This is a genomic window from Streptomyces sp. NPDC026522 (genome assembly GCF_055567555.1).
In genome coordinates, this window is the sequence record NZ_JBVHQF010000019.1 from 1 (window position 1) to 18,887 (window position 18,887).

Sequence of the window (18,887 nt, forward strand, 5' to 3'; positions counted from 1 at the left end):
CCCGCGGAGCGGGTCCCACAGCGCTGCGCGCTGTGCCAACGAACCGCCTCGCTGCGCTCGGCGAGGCTCGGCTTCGCCGAGCCATGGCCGGGCCTTCGGCCCGGTGTCCTTCGCTTTGCTCCGGACGGGTTCGGAGTTCCGCTTCACTCCACTCCGAACGGCCTGCTTCGCAGGCCTGAGTGACCCCGTTTCACGGGGTCCGGGCCTCCGGCCCGTTGGGCCGGTCCGCTTCGCTCCCCAGCCCCCTCCTTCCGGTTCCGCCTCCAGGACCAGCCCGCTTCGCGGGCGCTGGCAGCAGGGGGACGTGGTGCGGGGCGGTTCCTGGCTTGCGGAGCTCTCGGGCCGGTCATGGGCTCTGCCAGGGAAAAGGGGTCGCTCTGTCGCGGTGGGTCCTCCTACCGTCTTCGGAGTGGGAGCAGCAGCTCCCACTGGTTGCGGAGTCGTGGCAGAGCGGCCCATTGCGATCGGCGTGAGGAAGGCCCTTCTCACCCGACTGACCGGGTACTGGACGGGCCTGTCTCCCCCGGTCTGCGGGTTCGTATCCCGCCGACTCTGCAACCCTCAGCAGGGCTGGGGACCGGCTTCAGCATCCTGGGCTCGGATTATGATTCATTTTCTGATATGGATTGAAACTGGCCTAGGAGTATCCCCCGCTGAGGCTCAGTTCGGCAGGGTGGGTCAGAGCGTGACAGGGACTCAGAGTGCTACCGATAGTGGGCAGTTCCGCCGTAGGACATGCCCAGGGCCAAGAAGTCCGCGAGCAGCCGGCTGAGCCAGGCGCGTGCGGCGGGCTTCGGCGAGCACAAGGTCCGGGTCGGTATGGCCTGTGCCGAGATCAGCATCGCCCCGTCGACGATCTCTTGCGGGTCCCAGCCGGTCACGTCGAGCAGCAGCCGTCCAGGGCTGGCCAGCTCGACGTAGTCGTGCCCCGGTTTCGGTCGGACCGGCTTGTTCGCTCCCCCACCCGCATATACGCCAATCCATACACGAGGCATTCCGCCCAGCATCCCAGCCACGCCCCCGCGCCTGGACGGGGGTGCGCCAGCCCCCTTCGAACGGATGACGACCGGGGCGGCAGGCGCGGAGGCGGTAGACGCGCACCGCGCGTTCCGCGACGGCGACGCGGCCGTTGTCCAGAATCATCGTGCGGCCATGAGACCGAAACTGGCGAATCGATTCTTCTTCATGTCTATTCCTTCGTTCAGTGAGCCAGCCGTAGCCGACCTCCGCCGGCCGGGGAGCATTCTCTCCCCGGCCGGGCGTCCGCGTGTCAGGTGTTCGTCCTGCCGTTCACCAGTCGGCATCCAACGCGTTTATTACTACTGTTGCCTTAGGGGCATGACATAGGGATCCAAACTCCTTCTCACGTCCGAATCCGGCACGTCCCGATTACCCCCTACGCCATTCCATCCCTCAAGTTCCCTGATCGCATGAACAGGAACCCCCAATCCATGGAAGAAACAGCTGGCAAAAGCGAAAAAAGTTGTTTCGCTTCCCAATTCTGCCTTCACCCACAACGCGATGTCCACCGCGTCATCGCCGCGCATCGCACGCTCGCGAACGCCCAGGGCAATCAATTTCGGGTCCTTCATCTCCAGAACACCACCTCAGCCTTGGTGTAATTGCCGATAGTACCTTCAGTCTTCACGATGTCAACTTTGCCATTGAATCCGTATTTGGCGGCCATCTTGCCGGTGAACGTCTGTCGCGCCGCTTCCTCACGGGTCAACTTGAGACTCTGTATGCCAGCATTGAAGCTGTCCAGGTTGTCTTTCATGTCCCCACCGCCCAGCCAAGTGCCCCGAATCCCCTTTGCGTTTCCGCCAATCTTTTCCATGACTTCGGCAATCATCTCACTGCCAGCCGGAGTGACGCCCTCCTTGGCGAGAACGATGAGGTTCAGAATCCCATCGCTGTCGATCGAGGCCATGATCCCGTGAGTCTGGCTGCCGTAGTCGTTGGCCCATTCGGTGCAGGGGGAGTTGCCAGCCTGGCTGGCCTTCGCTTTGGCCCTGAACTCACCTGATTTGACGGACAGGCCGCTCTTCACTCCGGCAGGCGGGGTACGCTTCAGGCAGAGTTCACGCAGCTTTTGGAAAGCCTTGCCGGTGATACCCGCAATGGCTGTTTCCGATACACCGAGAGTACGCAGGGCCTTGTAGGCGTCCGCGAATCCGATGCCGGTCATCACGGCGGCATCGGCCGCCCTTACGGCGTCCGCAATGGGCCTGAGAATCTTGCCGGCGAACAGGCTTGCGACGTCCACGGCAGCCCAGGCACAGCCGCCCCAGCTTCCGCGCTCAAATCCGGAAGTGAACTTCTCGCTGCACTTGATCCAGCTCCCGAAGAGGATGTCCACCGGGTCGATGCCGGCCTGGTACTCGCCGATCGTGATGGTGTGCGTGACCTCCTGGGACAGCTCGTCGGTCGGGAACTGACCCAGGTAGGTCGTCTCGCTCGAAGGGCACGTGGACTTCGACGGGTCCAAAACCGGGGCCGTGCACAGGTACAGGTCGAGGAACGCCTTGTACCGGATCTTCACGGTCATCGTGCAGTCGCCCTTGTAGAAGAGCGCGTCGATCCAGCCTTCGCAGCCGGCCGTCTTCTTCAGGGTCTCGGGCTTGCCGATCTGCTCGGTGTGGTCGATGACGTAGAACGCGTTGCCGATGGACCCACCGGATCCGTCGGGCACGGTTCCGGTCTCGATCTGCTTGGCGTTGACAGCCTTCTCGGCCCGGTCGGCTGCTTCCTGCGCCTCCTTGGCGTACTTGTCGGCGTCCTGCGCCGCCTTCTCGGCTTCGGTCGCGACGATGGCGGCGCGGTCGGCCGCGGCGCGGGCGGTCTTGGCGTCCTGTTCCGCCTGGGTTGCCGCTGTGCGGGCGGCTGTCGCGTCGAGAGCGGCCTGGTCGGCGGAGTCGCGAGCGGTCTTGGCGTAGCCCTCCGATCGTCCGGCCGCCTGGTCCGCGGCCACGGCGTCCGCAGCGGCCTGGCCGGCGTACTCGACGCTGCGAGCCAGGGAGGCTGATGCCAGGGATGCCGATTTCGCGGCGTCGGCGGAGTAGCCGAGAGCTTCCTTGGCGTAGGTGCGGGCGTCCGAGGCGTACCCGGCGGCGGTGGCTGCGTGCTGGTAGGCGGCCTTGGTATCGTCCTGCGCCTGCTCGGCGAGGGCCTTGGCCGCAGCGGCCTCGTCCTGGGCGTTCTTGGCGTGGGCGTCGGCGATTGCCTTCTGCTGTTCGGCGATGCTCTTCGACGCCTGCCCGGTCAATACGATCAGGCTCGCGGCGGAGTCGGTGGTGACGTAGGGCGATCCGAGCTGGATGGCGTCGTTGGCGGGCTTGGCGACCTGCGCGGCGGCCTTGCCGGCGTCCACCGCGGCCTGGGCGGTCACGTACGCGTAGCCTGCCGCCTTGGCCGCAGCGGTGCGGGCCTTGCCGGCCTCGACGCTCGCCTTGTCCGCCTGCGACTTCGCGGTTTTGGCCTGCCCGTCTGCCTCGTTGGCCAGGGCGACGGCCGCCCTCGCCTCGGACGCGGCGTGCTGGGAGGCGGCGATCGCGTCGGCGGCCGCACTGGTCGCGGTGGCGACCGCCGCGTCTGCCTTCAGTTTGGCGGCCTGAGCGGCGTCGGCGTCGGAGCGGGACCGCTTGGCGGCCGCTTCGGCACGGGTGGCTGCCGCGTCAGCGTCCGCAGCCGCCTGTGTCGCCGCGTTGGCCTCACCCCTTGCCTTACCGGCTGCCGTCTCCGCGTCGGTCGCGGCCTTGTCCGCCTCGTTGGCGGCCGCGCGTGCGGCGGTGGCCTCCGAGCCCGATTCGAGGGAAGCGGCGTAGGCGGCCTTGGCATCAGCCTTGGCGCGCGCGGCGTCGGCCTTCTGCTCCGCCTGCCAAGCGTCGTCGCGCTTGGCCTTGGCGTTGTCCCGGGCCTTGACGGCGCCGTTTCTGCGCTCGACCGCGGTGGCTTCGGCGGCTTCGGCCTTGCCCTTGGCGTCCCTGGCCTTCGTCGCCTCGGCTTCCGCGTTCCTCTTGTGCTCTGCCGCCTCTGCCTGCTTGGCGGCGGCGGTCTCTTTCTCCTTCTTCGCTGTGGCCTCTTCCGCCTCGGCGGCGAGCCGCTTGGCGTGGGCGTTGGCCGCCGCCGCCTTGGCGTCGGCCTCCGCCTTCAGCGCGTCGCCAAGCTTGGACTTGGCGGTCTCCGCGTCCTTCTTGGCGTTGTCCCGGTGCGTTTTGGCCGCATCCGCGGCCGCCTTGGCCTGCAGTTCGGCGGTGTGCGCTGCCTCCCGGCGGAACTCCGCCTTCGCCTGCGCGGCCTGCGCCAGCGCGCGCTGGGCGATGGTCTCGCTGTCCGCGCCGGAGGCACGAGTGGCCGCCTCGGCGGTCTCGCCGGCCTTCACCATCGCGTCCAGAGCGGCTACCGCGCCCTTGGTGACCTGTGCCTTTTGCTGGCCGACCAGCAGACCGCGACCGCGCGGCGCGCCGGCTGAGTCGGCGACGGCATAGGCGGCCTGCTCGGCGGTGTCACTGGTGGTGGCGGCCTTCTTGGCCGCAGCGGCCTGCGCCTTCAGGATCTCGAGCTGCTTCTTCGCGCCGGTCTGGGCGTCGGCGACGGCCTTCTTCGCCTTGTCGAACTCGGCTTGCGCCGGAACGGTGCCGGTGCCGGACGGCTTGATGTCGAACTCTTGCAGACCGGACCCGTTTTTGCAGTCCCACAGCCTGGAGTCGTTGCCGTCGTCGTAGGTGTGCAGGTCCAGACACTTGCCCGTGCCGACGTTCTTCAGGCTCGTGGTGGCGCGCAGGTTGTACTCCCACGTCTGCGCCGGGGAGCTGTTGCACGTCCAGACCTGGATCTTGGTGCCGTTCGTCGGGTCGTTGTTCGACACGTCCAGACACTTGTAGTTCCGGTTGCGCAAGTGCAGGCCGTGGTCATCGCCGTAGACCCACCACTGCTGCGCATCCGTGCCGTTGCACCAGTAGACCTGTACGGGCGTGCCGTCCACGGCGCCGCTGTTCTCGACGTCAAGGCACTTGCCGTTGGCTGCGTGGACCTCGATCACGGCAGTGTTGTCGCCGACCGTGCCCGCTCCGCCGGGGGACCAGTAGTCCTGGAAGCGGGCGGCGTGATCGGCCACCCAGGAGTGCCCCAACATCTCGCCCAGAGCCTTCGCACCTGCGGTCAAGGACTGGGTGGCGTCCTTGTTTGCGGCCAGGATCTGGTTACGCTGGGTCTGCTGAGAGGTGATCTCCTGCTGCCACTCACCGGCGGCCGTGTCGGTGATCCCAGCGAGGACCTTGCTCGGGTCCATCGGGTCGCGCCAGGCGCAGGTGGCGAACCGGGACTTCAAGTCCTCGACCGCGATGCGGTACTCCGCCGTCCCCGCCTTCGGCGCCGTACGGGGGAAGCCGCCGGAGGCCAGGAACATGCGGGCGTTGTCCGCGCCCGTGGGCTCCGCCGACCACTCCGTCAGGGACTTGAACGCATCGCGTTCCGCGAGCGCGCGCTGCCACTGGTCCGCAGGGGTGGTCTTCGGGTCGGGGTCCTTGCCGTAGAGCGGCGAACCCAAACTTTTCACTGCCGTAACGGTCGGCCCGGCCGCCTTGGGGGTGGGGTCCTGGTAGAAGTCGCTCTCCGAGGTCCAGAACCGGTCGGCGGTCCACTGGATCAGGCCGGTCTGAGCGTGGAACGACTGCTTTCCGTCACCCGGAGAACCCGGAGGCCGGTGGAAGTCAGCGTCATTGATACCCGCCGGGGTGGTCAGGCCCGCCAGTGGCTTCTGCCACGAATCGCGCAAGGAGTTCAGGGCCGTCAGGGCGCCGTTCGCCGCGTCCCGGTCCTTCTGGTACGCCGCGGCGAGCGGAGTCTGCTCCCAGTGATTGCGATCCGCCAGCACGTGGAGCTTGTCCTGCGACTGATTGAGACCGTCCTGGGCGACCTGCGCCATGGCCGGACCGCCCAGCCGCAGCACGTCGGCCATCAGGCACTGGTCCTGCCGCCACTGCTCGGCGGCGGTGTCGTCGAGCCAGTCGTACGGGCTGCCGGCGGCGCTGGCGCGGAGTTTGGTGTTCCCGAGCACCGCAGGCTGCACGGCGAGACCACCGAGGACGGCCAGCGCCACGACTGACGTCAGGACCGGTTTGAGGAGGGCGGATCTACGCGATCCGGGCGGGAAGAAGGCTGGTTTTGGACGCAACAGAGCATTCCTTCATGGCAAATGAAGGCAGGCGGGGAGCACGCAGGGAGGGCTCGTGTCAGCCTGCTGTCCCGAAGCAGCAGCACGCAGCGCCGACCGAAGCGGCGCTCCTGATGAACCGATGTCGCGGCATGAACAATGAGTCCCCCCGTAGCGACACTGATCCCCCGGCCGCCACTGACGCGTGCGACGGCGCACCGGGTCAGTGGTTGCCATCTGCTACGCGCTGATTACCATACCGGCGGTTAACATAGGTGACCAGGTAAATCTGAGACGTTGTCGCGCGGTCAGAGGGCGTTCGACTGCGACCGCCAGGCACGGCGACGTCGCTGGCGTCTGCGGGCCGTGCACGGCGGCCTGCCCAGGCGCGCCCGCAGAGGGCGAGATCCTCGGTCGAGTCGTATTGATCAGAAACTCGTGGGGTTCACGTGTCGAGGATGTAGCGGACGTGTGGGGCTCTGAAGTAGCCGGTGACGATGTGGGGCTGGCGTTGTCGGCGGTGGAAGAACCGGCGGGTTTCGGCGGCGAGTTCGGCCTGGTTCCTGGCCCGATGAGTGTGGGGCAGGCTGCGTTTGGTTCCACATCCACACCGACATGCCGACGACGCCGCGCCCGGTCGGGAACGGCACGATCCCGATGTCCGAGCCCTCCAGGCGCAGCTGCTCGACGGGCTGGTGGGCGAGCGTCTGGACGTCGACGCCGCCGTCGGCGGGGCCGGTGGGTGACCAGCGGATGCCGCCGCGGACGTCGCCGTCCCCGGTCGGGCAGGTCACCAGGTACAGCGACCCGCCCGGATCGCCCGGCCGCCAGCCGTCCGGGGCGCCCGTGTCGAACCCGGCTGGCAGGCCCCCGTCCGGGCCGTCGGTGGGTTTCCAGTAGCAGGAGTCCGCCGAGCTGAACCGGCCCATCTCCGGCGTGGAGCACGGCACCTCCCGGCCGTCGATCGCACACGGGGGCAAGCCCGCCTCCGAGGCGGGCTTGCCCGGGTCCTGAGTTGTGATGTTGCAGTCCAGGTCTCGCGGTGGGCACACGACGACGCCGCCGGGGCCGTCCGCGACCGCGAACGGGGCGGCGGCCGCCCAGAGCAGTCCGGCCGCGAGGCCGGCCGCGTCGAGGCGGGGCCGGCTCAGCACGTGCGGTCCCGCTCGATCGTGGACGTGTAGATCAGCCAGGGCCCCGTGCGGGTCCGCTGGGCCGAGGAGGTCACCACATGGCGGCGCGGCTCGGACGGCGTGGCGGCCGGGGCGCCGTGCTTGTCGACTTGGTCGTAGTGGCTGGAGTCCACGCAGTCCGTGACGACCGCCCGCAACGGGTCCCCGGTGGTGTCGAGCGAGGTCACCTCCGGGGAGTGGACCGGCTCGCCCCGCATCACGGTGCCCCGCTGCTGGTACCAGAACACCGTGGACTTGATGTCCGCGAGGGCGGTGTGAGTGGCGTAGCGCTCCAACTCCGGGCCCAGGCGCCCGTCCGAGTACGAGCGGACCTCCGCCGCCGACATCACCCTGTACGCCTCCAGGACAGCCGCACGCTCCCCGCCTGAGGATCCGGGCGCAGTCGACGACGCGGGCGCCACAGACGGCCCCACAGCCGGTTTCGCGTCCGTCTCCGAACTCCCGCAGCCGGCCAGCACCACGACCAGGCCCAGGCCCACCGCCGCACCGATCGCTCGTAACCCCGTCCGAACCCGCACCCGTGCCTCCCGAGCCGCCAGTGAACACGCCACCGTAACGACCCACACAGCACGTCCCAGGCCCTGCGGGCACTCCGCCCAACACCAGCCAGCGCAGCACCCTCCTACCCCTCCACACATATAAGTCCGGCTACTCACCAGCGAAAAAAGGGGCGCTGACCAGGAAAAATGCAGACCCGCCGAAAATACAGCTTCCCCCTAGGCTTCCCCCTCCAGGTTCCCCCCAGGCTTCCCCCCAGGCTTCCCCCTTGACTTCCCCCCAGTTGACGGGGGCGGACCGGGCGCCGGGAGACTGACCTCATGACCGAGCGCCGCCCACTGGGCACCGGCCCCCACCCCACCGCACCCGCCGCCGAACCCCACGGCGGGCGCCGGACCCGACTCGCCGCCGAGGGCACCGACATGGCCCCGCCCGCCCAGGCCGCCACCGACGAACACCACCAGGCCGTCACCGGCCGGCGCGACCTCGGCCCCGGCACCGCCGCGGACCGCGACCGCGATTGATCCCAGCGCACAGTGCGCTGTCACTCACTCCGCCCTCCCCCAGGCCAGAACCGGGTGCGCGACGGAGCACACCGCCCTGCACAGTGCGCGGCGAACAGGCGTCATCGGCCGGCTTCGGCTACTCACCGAAAAGCTCACCGCCGACAGTCACCAGTCACTCACCGGTGGCAGTCACCAGCACAGGGAGCATGCTGCTGCTCTTGGTGTGAAGGGGTGTGGTGGCCCGGAAGTCACAAGGGCGGCCACGCTGTGTTGGGGGCGGCCGCCCGTGAAGTCCGGGTCGGTGGATGACACTGACCGACGGTAAGTACGGGCGGCCCCCGCCGTGAGGACGGGGGCCGCGACTGTTAGCGGATCATGGAGCGGAGTTCCTTGATCGTGTACTCGCCCTGGTGGCTGATCTCATCGTTGCGAGCCCACGCGGCGAGTGCCCCGTTGGGCTTGTCGCGCCAGCGGACGGGGGTGGAGTTGGCGCCGTCCGATTCGACCAGCTGCTCGATCATCTGGCAGAGGGCGTAGGGGCCGCCTCCGGCGTAACCGATGCCGTAGCCGGAGGAGTCGGTGCGGGGCAGGAAGTGGAGCTCGGATTCGTCGTCCCTCATCCAGAACTCGTGCTTGTCGACGATTAGGCTGCGGACGGTCCGTCCCTCGGGCAAGCCGCGGCTGGTGATCGTCTTGTAGGTCCAGCTCTCGATGTTGCCGCTGCGGGTGCGGTAGTGCTCGCGGACGACGGGCAGGCCGGTGATGGGGTCGGTCATGGACTTTCGGCACAGGCAGCCGCTGCCACCGACTGCGGACGGGCTGTCCTTGTCGTCGTAGACGCACGGCTGGAACAGGGCCGGGATCTTCTCGTCCTCCACGAGGAACGTGTGCAGCGCGATGGGCTTGCAGTCCTGAAGCCGGTCGATCCAGGTGTCGGCGTAGCGGCTGTCACCCTGCTTCACGGAGATATGGCCGGTGTGGTGGAGAGTGGCGACGTTGAGGCCAGGCTCGTAGTAGATGTCCAGGCTCATCCAGCCCCTGGAATGGTCGAACACGTAGCTCTCGTACGGGTCGCTCATCTGGTGCGTGGCCCCTTTCGGCGTGCCGTGCGGCAGGCGGTTGGTCGGGTGGGGGGTCATCTCATGGTGGCGAGCGGGCGCGGTAGAGGGGGGCCGGTGGCTGGTTTCTGGCGGGGAGTGGCCGAAGCCATGGCAGCGAACTCAGGCCTCTGCTAGGTCATTCAGGCTTATGTCGCGCCCCTGACGGAGTCACACATCACTGTGCGTTGTCGACGACGGCGTAATTCCCCAGGGGCTGTGGTCACGCAATTCCCCAAGGCCTGGCGGGCTCAGACATCATCGAATGGTTCGTCACTCCACCTGAACCAAGCACGACCGTCACTGATGTGTAGAAGGAACTCCGCGACCGGCCCTGACGGGGCCACCAGCGACAAGGTGTCCGCGATCCGGTCGTAGGAGTCGTCGAACCGCTCGTACTTCTCCGCCTCCATCAGAGCCAGCGACTCGTCGAACCACGGCTTCACCTCTCCGAACGCCGGCGTTGGAACGAAGCGACCGTTCAGCCAGGGAAAGTCGGCCTCGTCGATCACGATCTCGCCGAGCAGAACCTCCTGCCGCGTCAGTCGCCAGACTTCGCCCTCGAAACCCATCCCGCCAGCTCTCCATCGACGTCCTGGTGTCGCCGGGCAGCCTCTCACGCGGCAAGGACAGCGAGGCAGGGGCGCCGGTGTTGGCAGTCGTATCGGCGCTCCTGCGCGATGGATCAGGGCGGTCAGGGCTTGTCGCTGGGGTTCTTGGGGCGCTTGTTGGGCCGGTAGCTGGGGCCGTTCATGATCACCTGGTGACTGGCATTGATCAGCCGGTCCAAGAGGGACTCGGCGACGACGGGGTTGGGGAAAAGCGGATACCAATCGCTGGGCGCCCGGTTGCTGGTGATGATCACGGAACGGCCCTGCCGCTCAGAGATGAGTTCATAGAGGTCGTCGGCCTGCGGGGCAGTCATCTGACGCATGGCGAAGTCGTCGAGGATCAGCAGGTCGGGACGGACGATCTCACGCATGCGGCGGTCCCAGGTGCGGTCCGCGTGGCCGCCGGCGAGCTCGGCCAGGATCCGGCTGGTCTTGGCGAAGCGGACGTTGGCGCCCTGGCGGATGGCCAAATGTCCCAGGGCCTGTGCCACGTGTGTCTTCCCGACCCCGACGGGCCCGAACAGAATTACGGACTCGCCGGCGTGGAGCCAGCGCAGTGCCGCCAGGTCGCGGATCTGGGCGGCGGGCAACTTCGGGGATGCGTTGAAATCGAAGCCCTCCAAGGTGACCTGCTGCTCGAACTTCGCCTTGCGCAGGCGGCGCTCGAATGCGACGGTCTCGCGTCGGGTGATCTCGTCCTGGCAGAGGACCTGGAGGAAGTCGAGGTGGCCGAGTTCACCGCCGTGGGCCTGGGCGAGGCGGGCGTCCAAGGTCTCCAGCATCCCTGACAGCCGCAAGGTCTTGAGTGATTCGCGCAGGCTGGTGTCCATCACGCTCACCGGGCGGCCTCCTCAGCGTCGCCGTCCTCCTGGTGATCGTGACTCTCGCCCGATGTCTGGGTGGGGATGTCGGCGGCGAACAGTCCCTCGGGGCCGTGGAGGAAGGCTGCGGCTCCGGCGTCCCCGGTATCGGGCTCGGGCTCGGTCTCGGTGCCCGCGACCAAGATGCCCTTGATGGTCCGGTAGGACGGATCGCCGACCAGGGTGGCCTTCGCGCAGGCGGCCTCGAGACGGCGGTCGCTGTACTTCTTCCGCAAGCCCAGCACTCCCTGGGCGGCCCGGAGCCGGTAGAGCGCGTTGATCTCCAGCAGCTGGTCGATCACTTCCCGGCAGGCATCGCCGACCTCGGACGCCTGGCTGCGGCACCACATCGGTGTCCGCATCTGGAAGGCGATCTTCTCGGGTGGGTAGTCACCGGCGTCGGTGCGTTTGCCCTGCTCGAGGGCTGTGTGCGTCTTGACCAGCCCGCCGTCGTGGAAAACCTGCACCATGGTGGCGGTGGAGCGGACGTCCACCCGTCGGCCGATCAGCTTCCAGGGCACTGAGTAGAGGGTGCGGCCGACCTTGATGTGGATGTCCGGGCCGACGGTCGCGGTCGACCACTTGTCGGCGTACAAGTGAACGTGGCTCTGCCAAGATTTTCGTAGCCGGAGATCATCTCGATGCAGCCGGTCGCCCGGGTTTGCGGGGTGGGCAGCCTTTGAGTGTGTTCTGTTGAACTGCCAGAGTTGTTACCGCACTTGGCCGGGTTGCTGGTGTTCTCGGCTGATACTTCCGGTCCTGCCGTGGTGATCGAGGCTCATACCCGCTCCCGTGTCCCAGTGGGATGCAGCGGGTGCGGTGTCCTGAGCGACTGGATCCACAGCCGCTATGTCCGGCACCTCGCCGATGCGGCGCTCGGCGGCCGGCCGGTCCGCATCGACTTGTCCGTGCGCCGTCTGTACTGCGAGAACCCGTCCTGTCCGAAGGTGACCTTCGCCGAACAGGTGCCTGGGCTGACCGTCCGCTACCAGCGGCGGACGCCGCTGCTGCAGCACCTGGTCGAGTCGGTCGGTGTTGTGCTGGCGGGCCGGGGCGGGGCCCGGATGCTGCGGGTCCTGAACGTCAGACTCTCGCGGTGCACCGTGCTCGCCCAGCTGATGCGGATGCCGCTGCCGCCGCTGGTCACACCCCGGGTGCTGGGCGTCGACGACTTCGCGCTCTACGGCGACACCTACGGCACCCTCCTGGTCGATGCCACCACCCGACTCCCGCTTACGCTTTGGGAGGGCCGGGACGCCGAACAGCTCAGCCGATGGCTCCGCGCGCATCCCGGCGTTCAGATCGCCTGCCGCGACGGCTCCCTCACCTACCGGCAGGGCATAGCCGACGGTGCCCCCGGCGCCGTCCAGGTCAGCGACCGCTTTCACTTGTGGCAGGGCCTGTCCCGGCGCGTTCAGGAAGTCGCCGCAGCCCACCGCGGCTGCCTGCCAGCCGCTCTCCCCGCCTCCGAACCAGCCGGTCCGGAGCCTCCTTCGACGACAACGGAACCCGGGCAGGACACGCCCGCCAGCCGGCACGCCCGGCGGCTTTTCGAGGCCATCCACGCGCTGACCGATGCCGGCCGCCCCTACAGTGCCACGGCCCGCGAACTCGGGCTGAACCGCCGCACCGTCCGTAAATACGCCAGGGCCCGCAGCTGGCACGAGGTGATGCGCCGCCCTCCCCGCCGCCCGTCAACCTTGGATCCGTACCTCGACTACCTGCAGCAACGTTGGGACGAGGGTGAACACAGCGCCAAGATCCTCCACCAAGAACTCGCTGGCAAGGGCTACCTGGGCCACTACCAGCGCGTGAAGATGGCCCTGACACCGCTGCGTCGCGGCCTGCCCCTGGACGAGCCCCGCGAACGACCGCCCTCCCCACGCGAAGCCGCACGCTGGATCATCACCAGCCCGGTCCGGCACGGCCCGCAGACGGCGGAGCGTCTGCGGCGGCTGCTCGAACACTGCCCGGAACTGCACCGCACCCACGAACTGGTCCGTCAGTTCGCCGCCATGCTCGATACCCGCGACGCCACACCGCTGCCGGCCTGGCTCGATGACCTCACCAACAGCGGACTTCTGCCCCTCGCCGGCATCGCCACCGCCCTGCGCGAAGACCGGCACGCAGTTGCCCAGGGGATCACCAGCCCCTACAACTCCGGAGTCAACGAGGGCCGCATCACCGACGTCAAGCTCCAGAAACGCATCATGGCAGGCCGCGCCGGCGTCCCACTCCTCCGCCACCGAGTCGTACTGATCGCCCACCTACGCCGCCGCTACGCGGACCAGCCAACCCTCACCCCGGAATGATCTCCGGCTACGACAGAGCCACACCCACCAGTACGCCGACACCTCCAAGCAGCAGCACGACGACCTCACGGCTTGATCAGGGACTTACCTGAAGACATAGACACACCCAACGGAGTTGACGTCCGAGGTGTCCTCGGGTGTCCTGCTGCAATGTCTGATCTTCGTATCCAGCAGCCGGACGGCGACGCCACACTCAAAGACTGGCAGTACGCCCACAACGTGATCATTCCTACCCACTCCCTCTCTCTGGACGAGGTACGGGGACGTGCCCGGCGCAACCACCTGGAGATCGCGTATCTCGATGACGATCTTGTGGGCTGCAGCACGGTGCGCCCGCCGACGGACGAAACACCGGCGGCCACAGTCATCGCCCGCGTGCTCGCCGCTCACCGCAGGCGGGGGTTCGGCGAGGAACTCTATGCGCGCGGGCTCAACCGGGCCCGGCAACTGGGGGCCGAGGTGATCGAGACCGTCGTCCTGTCCTCCAACGAGGACGGACTGCGGTTCGCGCTCAAGCACGGATTCCTCGAGACCGAGCGATACCTGCTGCCTGGAGACACCATCCCCTGGATCGACTTGCGGCTCTCCTGACCGGGACAGACCGCGCCCTCACGGCCGACGCAACAGCTTCTGCAAATGAGCCGCACCCATCGACCGACCACTGCACAGGGATGATCTCCGGCTACGAAAATCTTGTCAGAGCCACGTTCACTTGTACGCCGACAACACCTTGTGCAGCGGGCAGGCGAAGACGACGGGCAGGCGCCAGAGGATCTGCCAGGGCCCGCCGTGGGCGTTCTGGATGTCGGAGCCGTCGCCAGCAAGGCAGTGAGGGCAGTAGCGGGCGGTGGTGGGGAACAGCCATCGGTCCGTGTGCATGGAGTAGACCCTCCCGGCCCGGACGTCGGCGATGCTGCGGGCCGCCGGCGGGTAGCGGGAGGCGAAGGGCTCCAGCGTCATCGCGCGCACTTCGCGGGGGTCCAGCCGGGTGGTGAGGGCGAAGCGGCTGACCTCGGCTGGGCTCAGCAGGGTCGAAAGCGAGGCTCGGGCCCGCCCGAGTCGGTCCTGTTCGGTCAGGCCGGTCTGCCGGGCGAGCTCGTTCGGTGAGATGTGCAGGCGGTGGGCCAGACGCAGGACGAAGCCGGCCAGGGACTCGCCCTCCAGCGGATCGAGGCCGAGTCCGAAGGGCCGCGGCCCGGCGCCCGCGGTCGCGTCAGTCACCCGCGGCCGGCCTGTTCCCGCGGTCGTCGAGGACCGTGTTGCGTCCGCGTCGGCGGCGGGGCTTCGTGGGCGAGGCGGTGTTCTGCGGGATGTCGGGGACCTCGCCGGCCCCGGGGTCGAGGTCGTCCAGGTTGCCGAGGTGGATCGTGGTCTTCGCGAGCAGTTCCGGGGTGAGGCGTTCTTCGCCGGTGAGGATCGCCTCGGTGCAGCCGTCCTCGATCAGCCGCCGCAGCAGGCCGACGACGCCGCGGGTGCGGCCGAAGAGGTACTCGGGCATCTCGCCGGTGGTCAGCATGCCCTCGAAGGACCGCAGGAGCCGCAGCTGGTCCTCGATGCCGGCCAGGTGGTCGAGGAAGGCGGTGATGCCGGCCGGGGTGGAGTAGTCGAACGGGTCGAGATCGACCATGTCGAACCGGCGGCCCGTCTGCGTGGCGGCCGCGGTGCTGTGCCGCCCGCCCCGCACGTTGTCGGGGAAGACCCACTGTCCGGTGCGCTGGTCGACGTAGGCGCCGCGCAGGAGGCCGGAGCCGGGGATGTCCACGCCGATCAGGATCAGGGTGACGTTGAGGTCCATCAGCTCCCGGATCAGGTCGAGGGTGTCCTGGTCGTCCTCGCGGTGGAGCCGGAGCCGGGTGATGTCGTCGATCAGCAGGGCGGTGGTGTGATGGTCCCGGATCGCGTCCCGCACCGCTCTGACCAGGTCGTCCAGCGGTCCGGGGTGCGGGTTGCCGTAGACGTTCAAGATCGCCTTGCAGAGTCCCTTGGGGGTCGCGCGGACCGGCAGGCGACAGTAGGCGACGGGCACGAACACGTCCCGGGTGCCGGGGGTGGGGCCGGGCAGCAGCTGGTGGTGGACCTCGCGCCAGACGTCCTCGAAGGACGCGGCCGCGTCGCAGGCGGTCTCGGTCTTGCCTTGGAACCCGCCGCCGTTGATCATCAGGCCGTCGCGGGTGCCGGGCATGAACTTCACCGCGTTGTTCTGCAGCCGCCCGCGCATCAGGTTCGCGACCCGCGCGCTCATCGGCGTCTCCTGCAGCCGCATGTTGACGTGCGTCGCGGTGCGATGCAGGTCGTGCAGAGCCCGCCGTCGCGGGCTCAGGCTCTGGTAGTCCGCCGGCGTCAGACGCGGCGCGGGCACGAACGTGCCGCGGATCTTCCGCCACTGCTGCCAGCCCTCCCAGCGGGTGCGGTCCGGCGGCGGGCCGGCCCGCAGGAACGGGACGACCGCGTGCTCATCCGGCGTCGTCTGGTCCACCACGGTCCTCCTCCAGGTCGTCCTCGGGCAGCACGAACACACTGCGGGCCCGGAAGCTGTGGCCCAACTCGGGCGGCGGGACGGGAGCGGGCCGGACGGCCTCCCGACGCCGGCGCCGTTCCCCGGCAACCGCTTCCTGCGTCTGGCGCCCCGGCCCGGCCAGCTCAGCACCGTCGCCGTCTCCTCCCCTGCAGCCGGGGCAGGCGGGCTCGGCGGCCGGTCGGCCTGCGCGGCCCTGGCCTGGTGCATCTCGCGGGCGTGCTCGGTGCGCTGGGACTTCTTCATCTGGGTCGGCCACTTGCTGACCGGGATGTTCGAGCCGATCAGCTCCAGCAACACGGGCAGCAGTTCGACGTCCGACTTCGGCTTCAGCGCGGCCGCCGCAGCCTTCGCGAGCAAGGCGCTGGCCCGCGCGTCCCCGAAAGCCGGCATCTGGCCGGCCCGGGGCATGCCCGTCCAGGGCAGCGGGTGCCAGGCATGGCTGATCGGGTCCTGGAAGAACACCTGGCGCCGGTCGCGCGGGTCGCGGCGGATGAGCCACTTGCCCTTGTGCTTGCCACCCCGCGTCGACAGCTCGCCGCGGTAGTCCCGCAGGACATCGGCGTCGTCGTACCGAAGTCCGCGGATCTTCACCCCGCGGCGCTTGTCGATGCGGACGTAGTGGACGGGCAGCAGCTCGTAGAACAGTTCCGGAGAAGGGATGTCCATCGCGAAGCCGGTCTGCGCGAACGACGCCGCGAACAGCGAGTTCGGGCTGTGCGAGCCGTCCGGATCCCAGGCCGGGGCGTACTCGCCCAGCTTGCGCTTTTGCCAGACGCCGACGATCCAGGTCGCGATCAGGTGCTCGAGCTGGTCGGCCGTCAGCACCGCGTCCGCGGCCGGGTCGGCCCCGCGGTCGGCGACGTCGACGCCGGTGTAGCCGACCAGGTGCTCGAACAGAAGCTGTCGGATCACGCCGAAGGCCCGCTCGACGGCGGCCTTGTCGGTCGGCCGCAGCACCCGCGCAGGCAGAATCTGGCAGCCCAGCACCCGCTCGACCTCGACTAGGTGGTGGTTGCGATAGACCGATCCGTGGTCGGTGGTCACCGTCTCCGGGGTGAAGAACGGCAGGCCGGCCACCGCGTGTCCGGCGAACTCGGCCACCACCGCGGCGGGCAGGCCGGGGTAGGGCCATTCCAGGTCCTCGCCCCAGTCCGCCCGCATCGGCAGCGGCATCGTCACGTCCCGCAGCACCATCGCGACGTCCACCGAGGTGTCGGAGACCAGCGTCAGCCGGAAGGCGACCAGCGAGTGCGTGCAGACGTTCAGGGCCAGGGTGAGGTGCATCTTCACCGGATCGCCGAAGACGTGCTCGCGGACCATCACCGGCAGCACCGTGGTGTCCAGCGCGACGACCTGGCCCGGCCGGTGCACCAGGACGTGCCCGTCCGACTCCGGCAGATCGGCCGACCGCGCGTAGCGCTGCCGGGCGCCGCCGGGGCCGAACCACTCCTGCCAGAGCCGGCGCAGGGTGTCGTAGCTGGGCACCTTCGTCTCGGGCCCGAACTCCTCGCGGACGTACTGGCGGATCATGCGGTCCTTGGTCCGCATCGACACCTTCGCCATCCGCTTCGTCTCCTCGCGGACCGCCAGGACCGCCTCCCGCACCTCCTCTGAAACCGTCCGGGTTCCGCCGCTGCGGCGCAGCCACCGGTCGTCCGCGCAGCCGACCAGCCCGAACCGGCGGCGGGCTTTCTCCCACCGGATCAGCGTGCGGTAGCCGACCGAGCCCAGCCCCAGCAGTTTCGCGTGAGCAGGGTCCAGGGCCGCGAGCTCCGCCACCTTCGCGTGCCGGCGCTCGGTGAGCGTCGTGGTCGCCGGGTCGTACTCGGCTCTCGGCTCGCCCGGGCCCGGGTGGAACGGGTCGCCGGAGCGGAACCCGGTCGCCACTTCCAGCAGGTGGGCCATCCGCAGCTCGGTCAGCTCCAGCCAGCCCGCGTTCAGGTCCTCGGGCGCTTTGCGCTGGCGGCCCCGGTCGGCCCCCACCGCCGACGTCCGCGACGACGGCCGGCACTGCGGATGGTTGGCCAGGAACCGGAAGGTCATCCGCTCGCGGGTGCCGTCGTCCTTCACCAACTGCACCCGGCCCAGGTGCGGTTCGCGGCGCTCGACCGTCCACTCCGTCCCGTCCAGCACCAGCCCGGCGCCGGGGGAAAGGTCCAGCACCGCCGCCGCGGTCACCGGCCCGCCTCCCGGGCGAGCATCACGAGCGAGTGGTCCTGCAGTGGGCCGGCCAGGTCGACTCCCAGCTGCCGGGAGCACAGCAGGTGCAGCAGCTGGGCCCGGGCGACGGGCTCGCAGCCCGTCGCCGCCGCGAGCTCGCCGAACCTCCGCCCGCCCCCGGCCTCGGCGAGCAGCACCGGCCGGAGCCCCAGCGGATCGGACCTCAGCCGACGCCGCGACGCCATCGCGTCCAGCCCTGCGAAGGCATGCTCGCGCCAGCGGGCGGCCACCGCGTAGCGCCAGCCGCAGGCGACGGCGACCTCGGCGGCCGCGGCGAACGACTCCCGGTCCGCCTCCTTGATCAAGGGCTCGGGGCGTACGTCGATCAGCCAGACGCCGCGGCGGGTCACCGCGAGGTAGTCAGGGGTGTGGGCGCGTCGTTTCCCGCAGGTTGTGAAGGAGATCTTCAGCGGCTGCGAGACGACATCGACCACGTCGCCGGCGAAATCCAGGGCCAGCAGCACCCGGCTCTCCTCCAGGCTCTCCGCGCCGTGGTGACGGCCGGTGCTGGTCAGGAACTGCAGGCCAGGACGGTGCCGCTGGTCCCGGCGCCAGGTGAAGTGCCGCATCGGGTCGCTCGTGAGCACCGGCTCCTGTACGAGGTCGTGCACCCAGCAGGACGCATCGTCCCCGCCGGACCGCCACGAGACCGTCCACCGTCGCGTCCAGCCGTCGCCCAGATCCAGGCCGGACCTGCCTGCGTCGACGTCCATCGGCACGAAAAGGTCCTCCCAGCTGCACTGATGCGACCAGACGGACCCGGTGTCAGCGGCGTCGACTCCCCTTCCCGACCCAGCACGTGTAGCTGCCATGAGCTCATGGAAGCGCCGTGGAGAACCTCAGACTCTGGATCTTCGTTTCTGGTGACAGAAAGACTGCCGAATGAGCGTCTGTGACAAGTCGGATGCCTCGTTGGTG

The 18,887-nt window shown here is 68.9% G+C and carries 14 protein-coding genes, 1 tRNA gene and 1 pseudogene; 4 read left to right on the forward strand and 12 right to left on the reverse strand.

Going from position 1 to position 18,887, the window contains the following annotated elements; translation table 11 throughout:
* Positions 1 to 436 precede the first annotated feature (436 nt).
* Positions 437 to 555, forward strand: a tRNA-OTHER gene (locus ACZ4M3_RS33990).
* Positions 556 to 704: 149 nt separating this feature from the next.
* On the opposite strand, the gene ACZ4M3_RS33995 is transcribed toward ACZ4M3_RS33990, so the two are convergent.
* The 4 genes from ACZ4M3_RS33995 to ACZ4M3_RS34010 form a co-directional block, all read right to left on the reverse strand.
* Positions 705 to 995, reverse strand: a complete 291-nt coding sequence (locus ACZ4M3_RS33995; protein ID WP_467739318.1) for a hypothetical protein — start codon at positions 993 to 995, stop codon at positions 705 to 707.
* 324 nt (positions 996 to 1,319) lie between these two features.
* Entirely contained in the window at positions 1,320 to 1,592 is a 273-nt protein-coding gene (locus tag ACZ4M3_RS34000) for a hypothetical protein (RefSeq protein WP_136217262.1), read from the reverse strand.
* Entirely contained in the window at positions 1,589 to 5,959 is a 4,371-nt protein-coding gene (locus tag ACZ4M3_RS34005) for a ricin-type beta-trefoil lectin domain protein (RefSeq protein WP_467739459.1), read from the reverse strand. Before ACZ4M3_RS34005 ends, ACZ4M3_RS34000 begins: the two co-directional genes overlap by 4 nt.
* A 1,342-nt stretch (positions 5,960 to 7,301) precedes the next feature.
* Complete coding sequence (locus ACZ4M3_RS34010) at positions 7,302 to 7,673, reverse strand: hypothetical protein (RefSeq protein WP_467739320.1); 372 nt, start codon at positions 7,671 to 7,673, stop codon at positions 7,302 to 7,304.
* A gap of 492 nt (positions 7,674 to 8,165) precedes the next feature.
* Here ACZ4M3_RS34010 and ACZ4M3_RS34015 point away from each other — a divergent pair, with 492 nt between their 5' ends.
* The gene (locus ACZ4M3_RS34015; protein ID WP_467739322.1) at positions 8,166 to 8,369 is read left to right on the forward strand and encodes a hypothetical protein; all 204 of its coding nucleotides are present in this window, start codon (positions 8,166 to 8,168) and stop codon (positions 8,367 to 8,369) included.
* 347 nt (positions 8,370 to 8,716) lie between these two features.
* On the opposite strand, the gene ACZ4M3_RS34020 is transcribed toward ACZ4M3_RS34015, so the two are convergent.
* The 4 genes from ACZ4M3_RS34020 to ACZ4M3_RS34035 all read right to left on the reverse strand — a co-directional run bounded on the left by ACZ4M3_RS34020 (position 8,717) and on the right by ACZ4M3_RS34035 (position 11,515).
* Positions 8,717 to 9,490 (reverse strand): hypothetical protein, encoded by a 774-nt coding sequence (locus ACZ4M3_RS34020; protein WP_467739324.1) that lies wholly within the window; start codon positions 9,488 to 9,490, stop codon positions 8,717 to 8,719.
* A 209-nt stretch (positions 9,491 to 9,699) separates the two neighbouring features.
* Complete coding sequence (locus tag ACZ4M3_RS34025; RefSeq protein ID WP_467739326.1) at positions 9,700 to 10,020, reverse strand: hypothetical protein; 321 nt, start codon at positions 10,018 to 10,020, stop codon at positions 9,700 to 9,702.
* A 122-nt stretch (positions 10,021 to 10,142) separates the two neighbouring features.
* The gene (gene istB, locus ACZ4M3_RS34030) at positions 10,143 to 10,898 is read right to left on the reverse strand and encodes an IS21-like element helper ATPase IstB (protein WP_467739328.1); all 756 of its coding nucleotides are present in this window, start codon (positions 10,896 to 10,898) and stop codon (positions 10,143 to 10,145) included.
* Complete coding sequence (locus ACZ4M3_RS34035; protein WP_467739330.1) at positions 10,895 to 11,515, reverse strand: Mu transposase domain-containing protein; 621 nt, start codon at positions 11,513 to 11,515, stop codon at positions 10,895 to 10,897. The genes istB and ACZ4M3_RS34035 overlap by 4 nt, the downstream gene beginning before the upstream one ends.
* 123 nt (positions 11,516 to 11,638) lie before the next feature.
* On the opposite strand from ACZ4M3_RS34035, the gene ACZ4M3_RS34040 reads away from it, so the two are divergent.
* Complete coding sequence (locus ACZ4M3_RS34040; RefSeq protein WP_467739332.1) at positions 11,639 to 13,231, forward strand: ISL3 family transposase; 1,593 nt, start codon at positions 11,639 to 11,641, stop codon at positions 13,229 to 13,231.
* A 150-nt stretch (positions 13,232 to 13,381) separates the two neighbouring features.
* Positions 13,382 to 13,822, forward strand: a complete 441-nt coding sequence (locus tag ACZ4M3_RS34045; RefSeq protein WP_467739334.1) for a GNAT family N-acetyltransferase — start codon at positions 13,382 to 13,384, stop codon at positions 13,820 to 13,822.
* 117 nt (positions 13,823 to 13,939) lie between these two features.
* Here ACZ4M3_RS34045 and ACZ4M3_RS34050 read toward each other — a convergent pair whose 3' ends face one another.
* The 4 genes and pseudogenes from ACZ4M3_RS34050 to ACZ4M3_RS34065 form a co-directional block, all read right to left on the reverse strand.
* Complete coding sequence (locus ACZ4M3_RS34050; protein WP_467739336.1) at positions 13,940 to 14,452, reverse strand: TniQ family protein; 513 nt, start codon at positions 14,450 to 14,452, stop codon at positions 13,940 to 13,942.
* Positions 14,445 to 15,494, reverse strand: a complete 1,050-nt coding sequence (locus ACZ4M3_RS34055; RefSeq protein ID WP_467739461.1) for an AAA family ATPase — start codon at positions 15,492 to 15,494, stop codon at positions 14,445 to 14,447. Before ACZ4M3_RS34055 ends, ACZ4M3_RS34050 begins: the two co-directional genes overlap by 8 nt.
* A gap of 190 nt (positions 15,495 to 15,684) precedes the next feature.
* Positions 15,685 to 17,927: pseudogene (locus tag ACZ4M3_RS34060) on the reverse strand (transposase).
* The gene (locus tag ACZ4M3_RS34065) at positions 17,924 to 18,688 is read right to left on the reverse strand and encodes a TnsA-like heteromeric transposase endonuclease subunit (protein WP_467739338.1); all 765 of its coding nucleotides are present in this window, start codon (positions 18,686 to 18,688) and stop codon (positions 17,924 to 17,926) included. The pseudogene ACZ4M3_RS34060 and the gene ACZ4M3_RS34065 overlap by 4 nt, the downstream one beginning before the upstream one ends.
* Positions 18,689 to 18,887: the final 199 nt, after the last annotated feature.

Excerpts from the sequence above, each read along its gene's own strand:
- ACZ4M3_RS33995 (WP_467739318.1), bottom strand. The coding sequence starts at position 995 with ATGCCTCGTGTATGGATTGGCGTATATGCGGGTGGGGGAGCGAACAAG.
- ACZ4M3_RS34000 (WP_136217262.1), bottom strand. The coding sequence starts at position 1,592 with ATGAAGGACCCGAAATTGATTGCCCTGGGCGTTCGCGAGCGTGCGATG.
- ACZ4M3_RS34005 (WP_467739459.1), bottom strand. The coding sequence starts at position 5,959 with ATGGCCGACGTGCTGCGGCTGGGCGGTCCGGCCATGGCGCAGGTCGCC.
- ACZ4M3_RS34010 (WP_467739320.1), bottom strand. The coding sequence starts at position 7,673 with ATGTCGGCGGCGGAGGTCCGCTCGTACTCGGACGGGCGCCTGGGCCCG.
- ACZ4M3_RS34015 (WP_467739322.1), top strand. The coding sequence starts at position 8,166 with ATGACCGAGCGCCGCCCACTGGGCACCGGCCCCCACCCCACCGCACCC.
- ACZ4M3_RS34020 (WP_467739324.1), bottom strand. The coding sequence starts at position 9,490 with ATGACCCCCCACCCGACCAACCGCCTGCCGCACGGCACGCCGAAAGGG.
- ACZ4M3_RS34025 (WP_467739326.1), bottom strand. The coding sequence starts at position 10,020 with ATGGGTTTCGAGGGCGAAGTCTGGCGACTGACGCGGCAGGAGGTTCTG.
- ACZ4M3_RS34045 (WP_467739334.1), top strand. The coding sequence starts at position 13,382 with ATGTCTGATCTTCGTATCCAGCAGCCGGACGGCGACGCCACACTCAAA.
- ACZ4M3_RS34055 (WP_467739461.1), bottom strand. The coding sequence starts at position 15,494 with ATGCGGCTGCAGGAGACGCCGATGAGCGCGCGGGTCGCGAACCTGATG.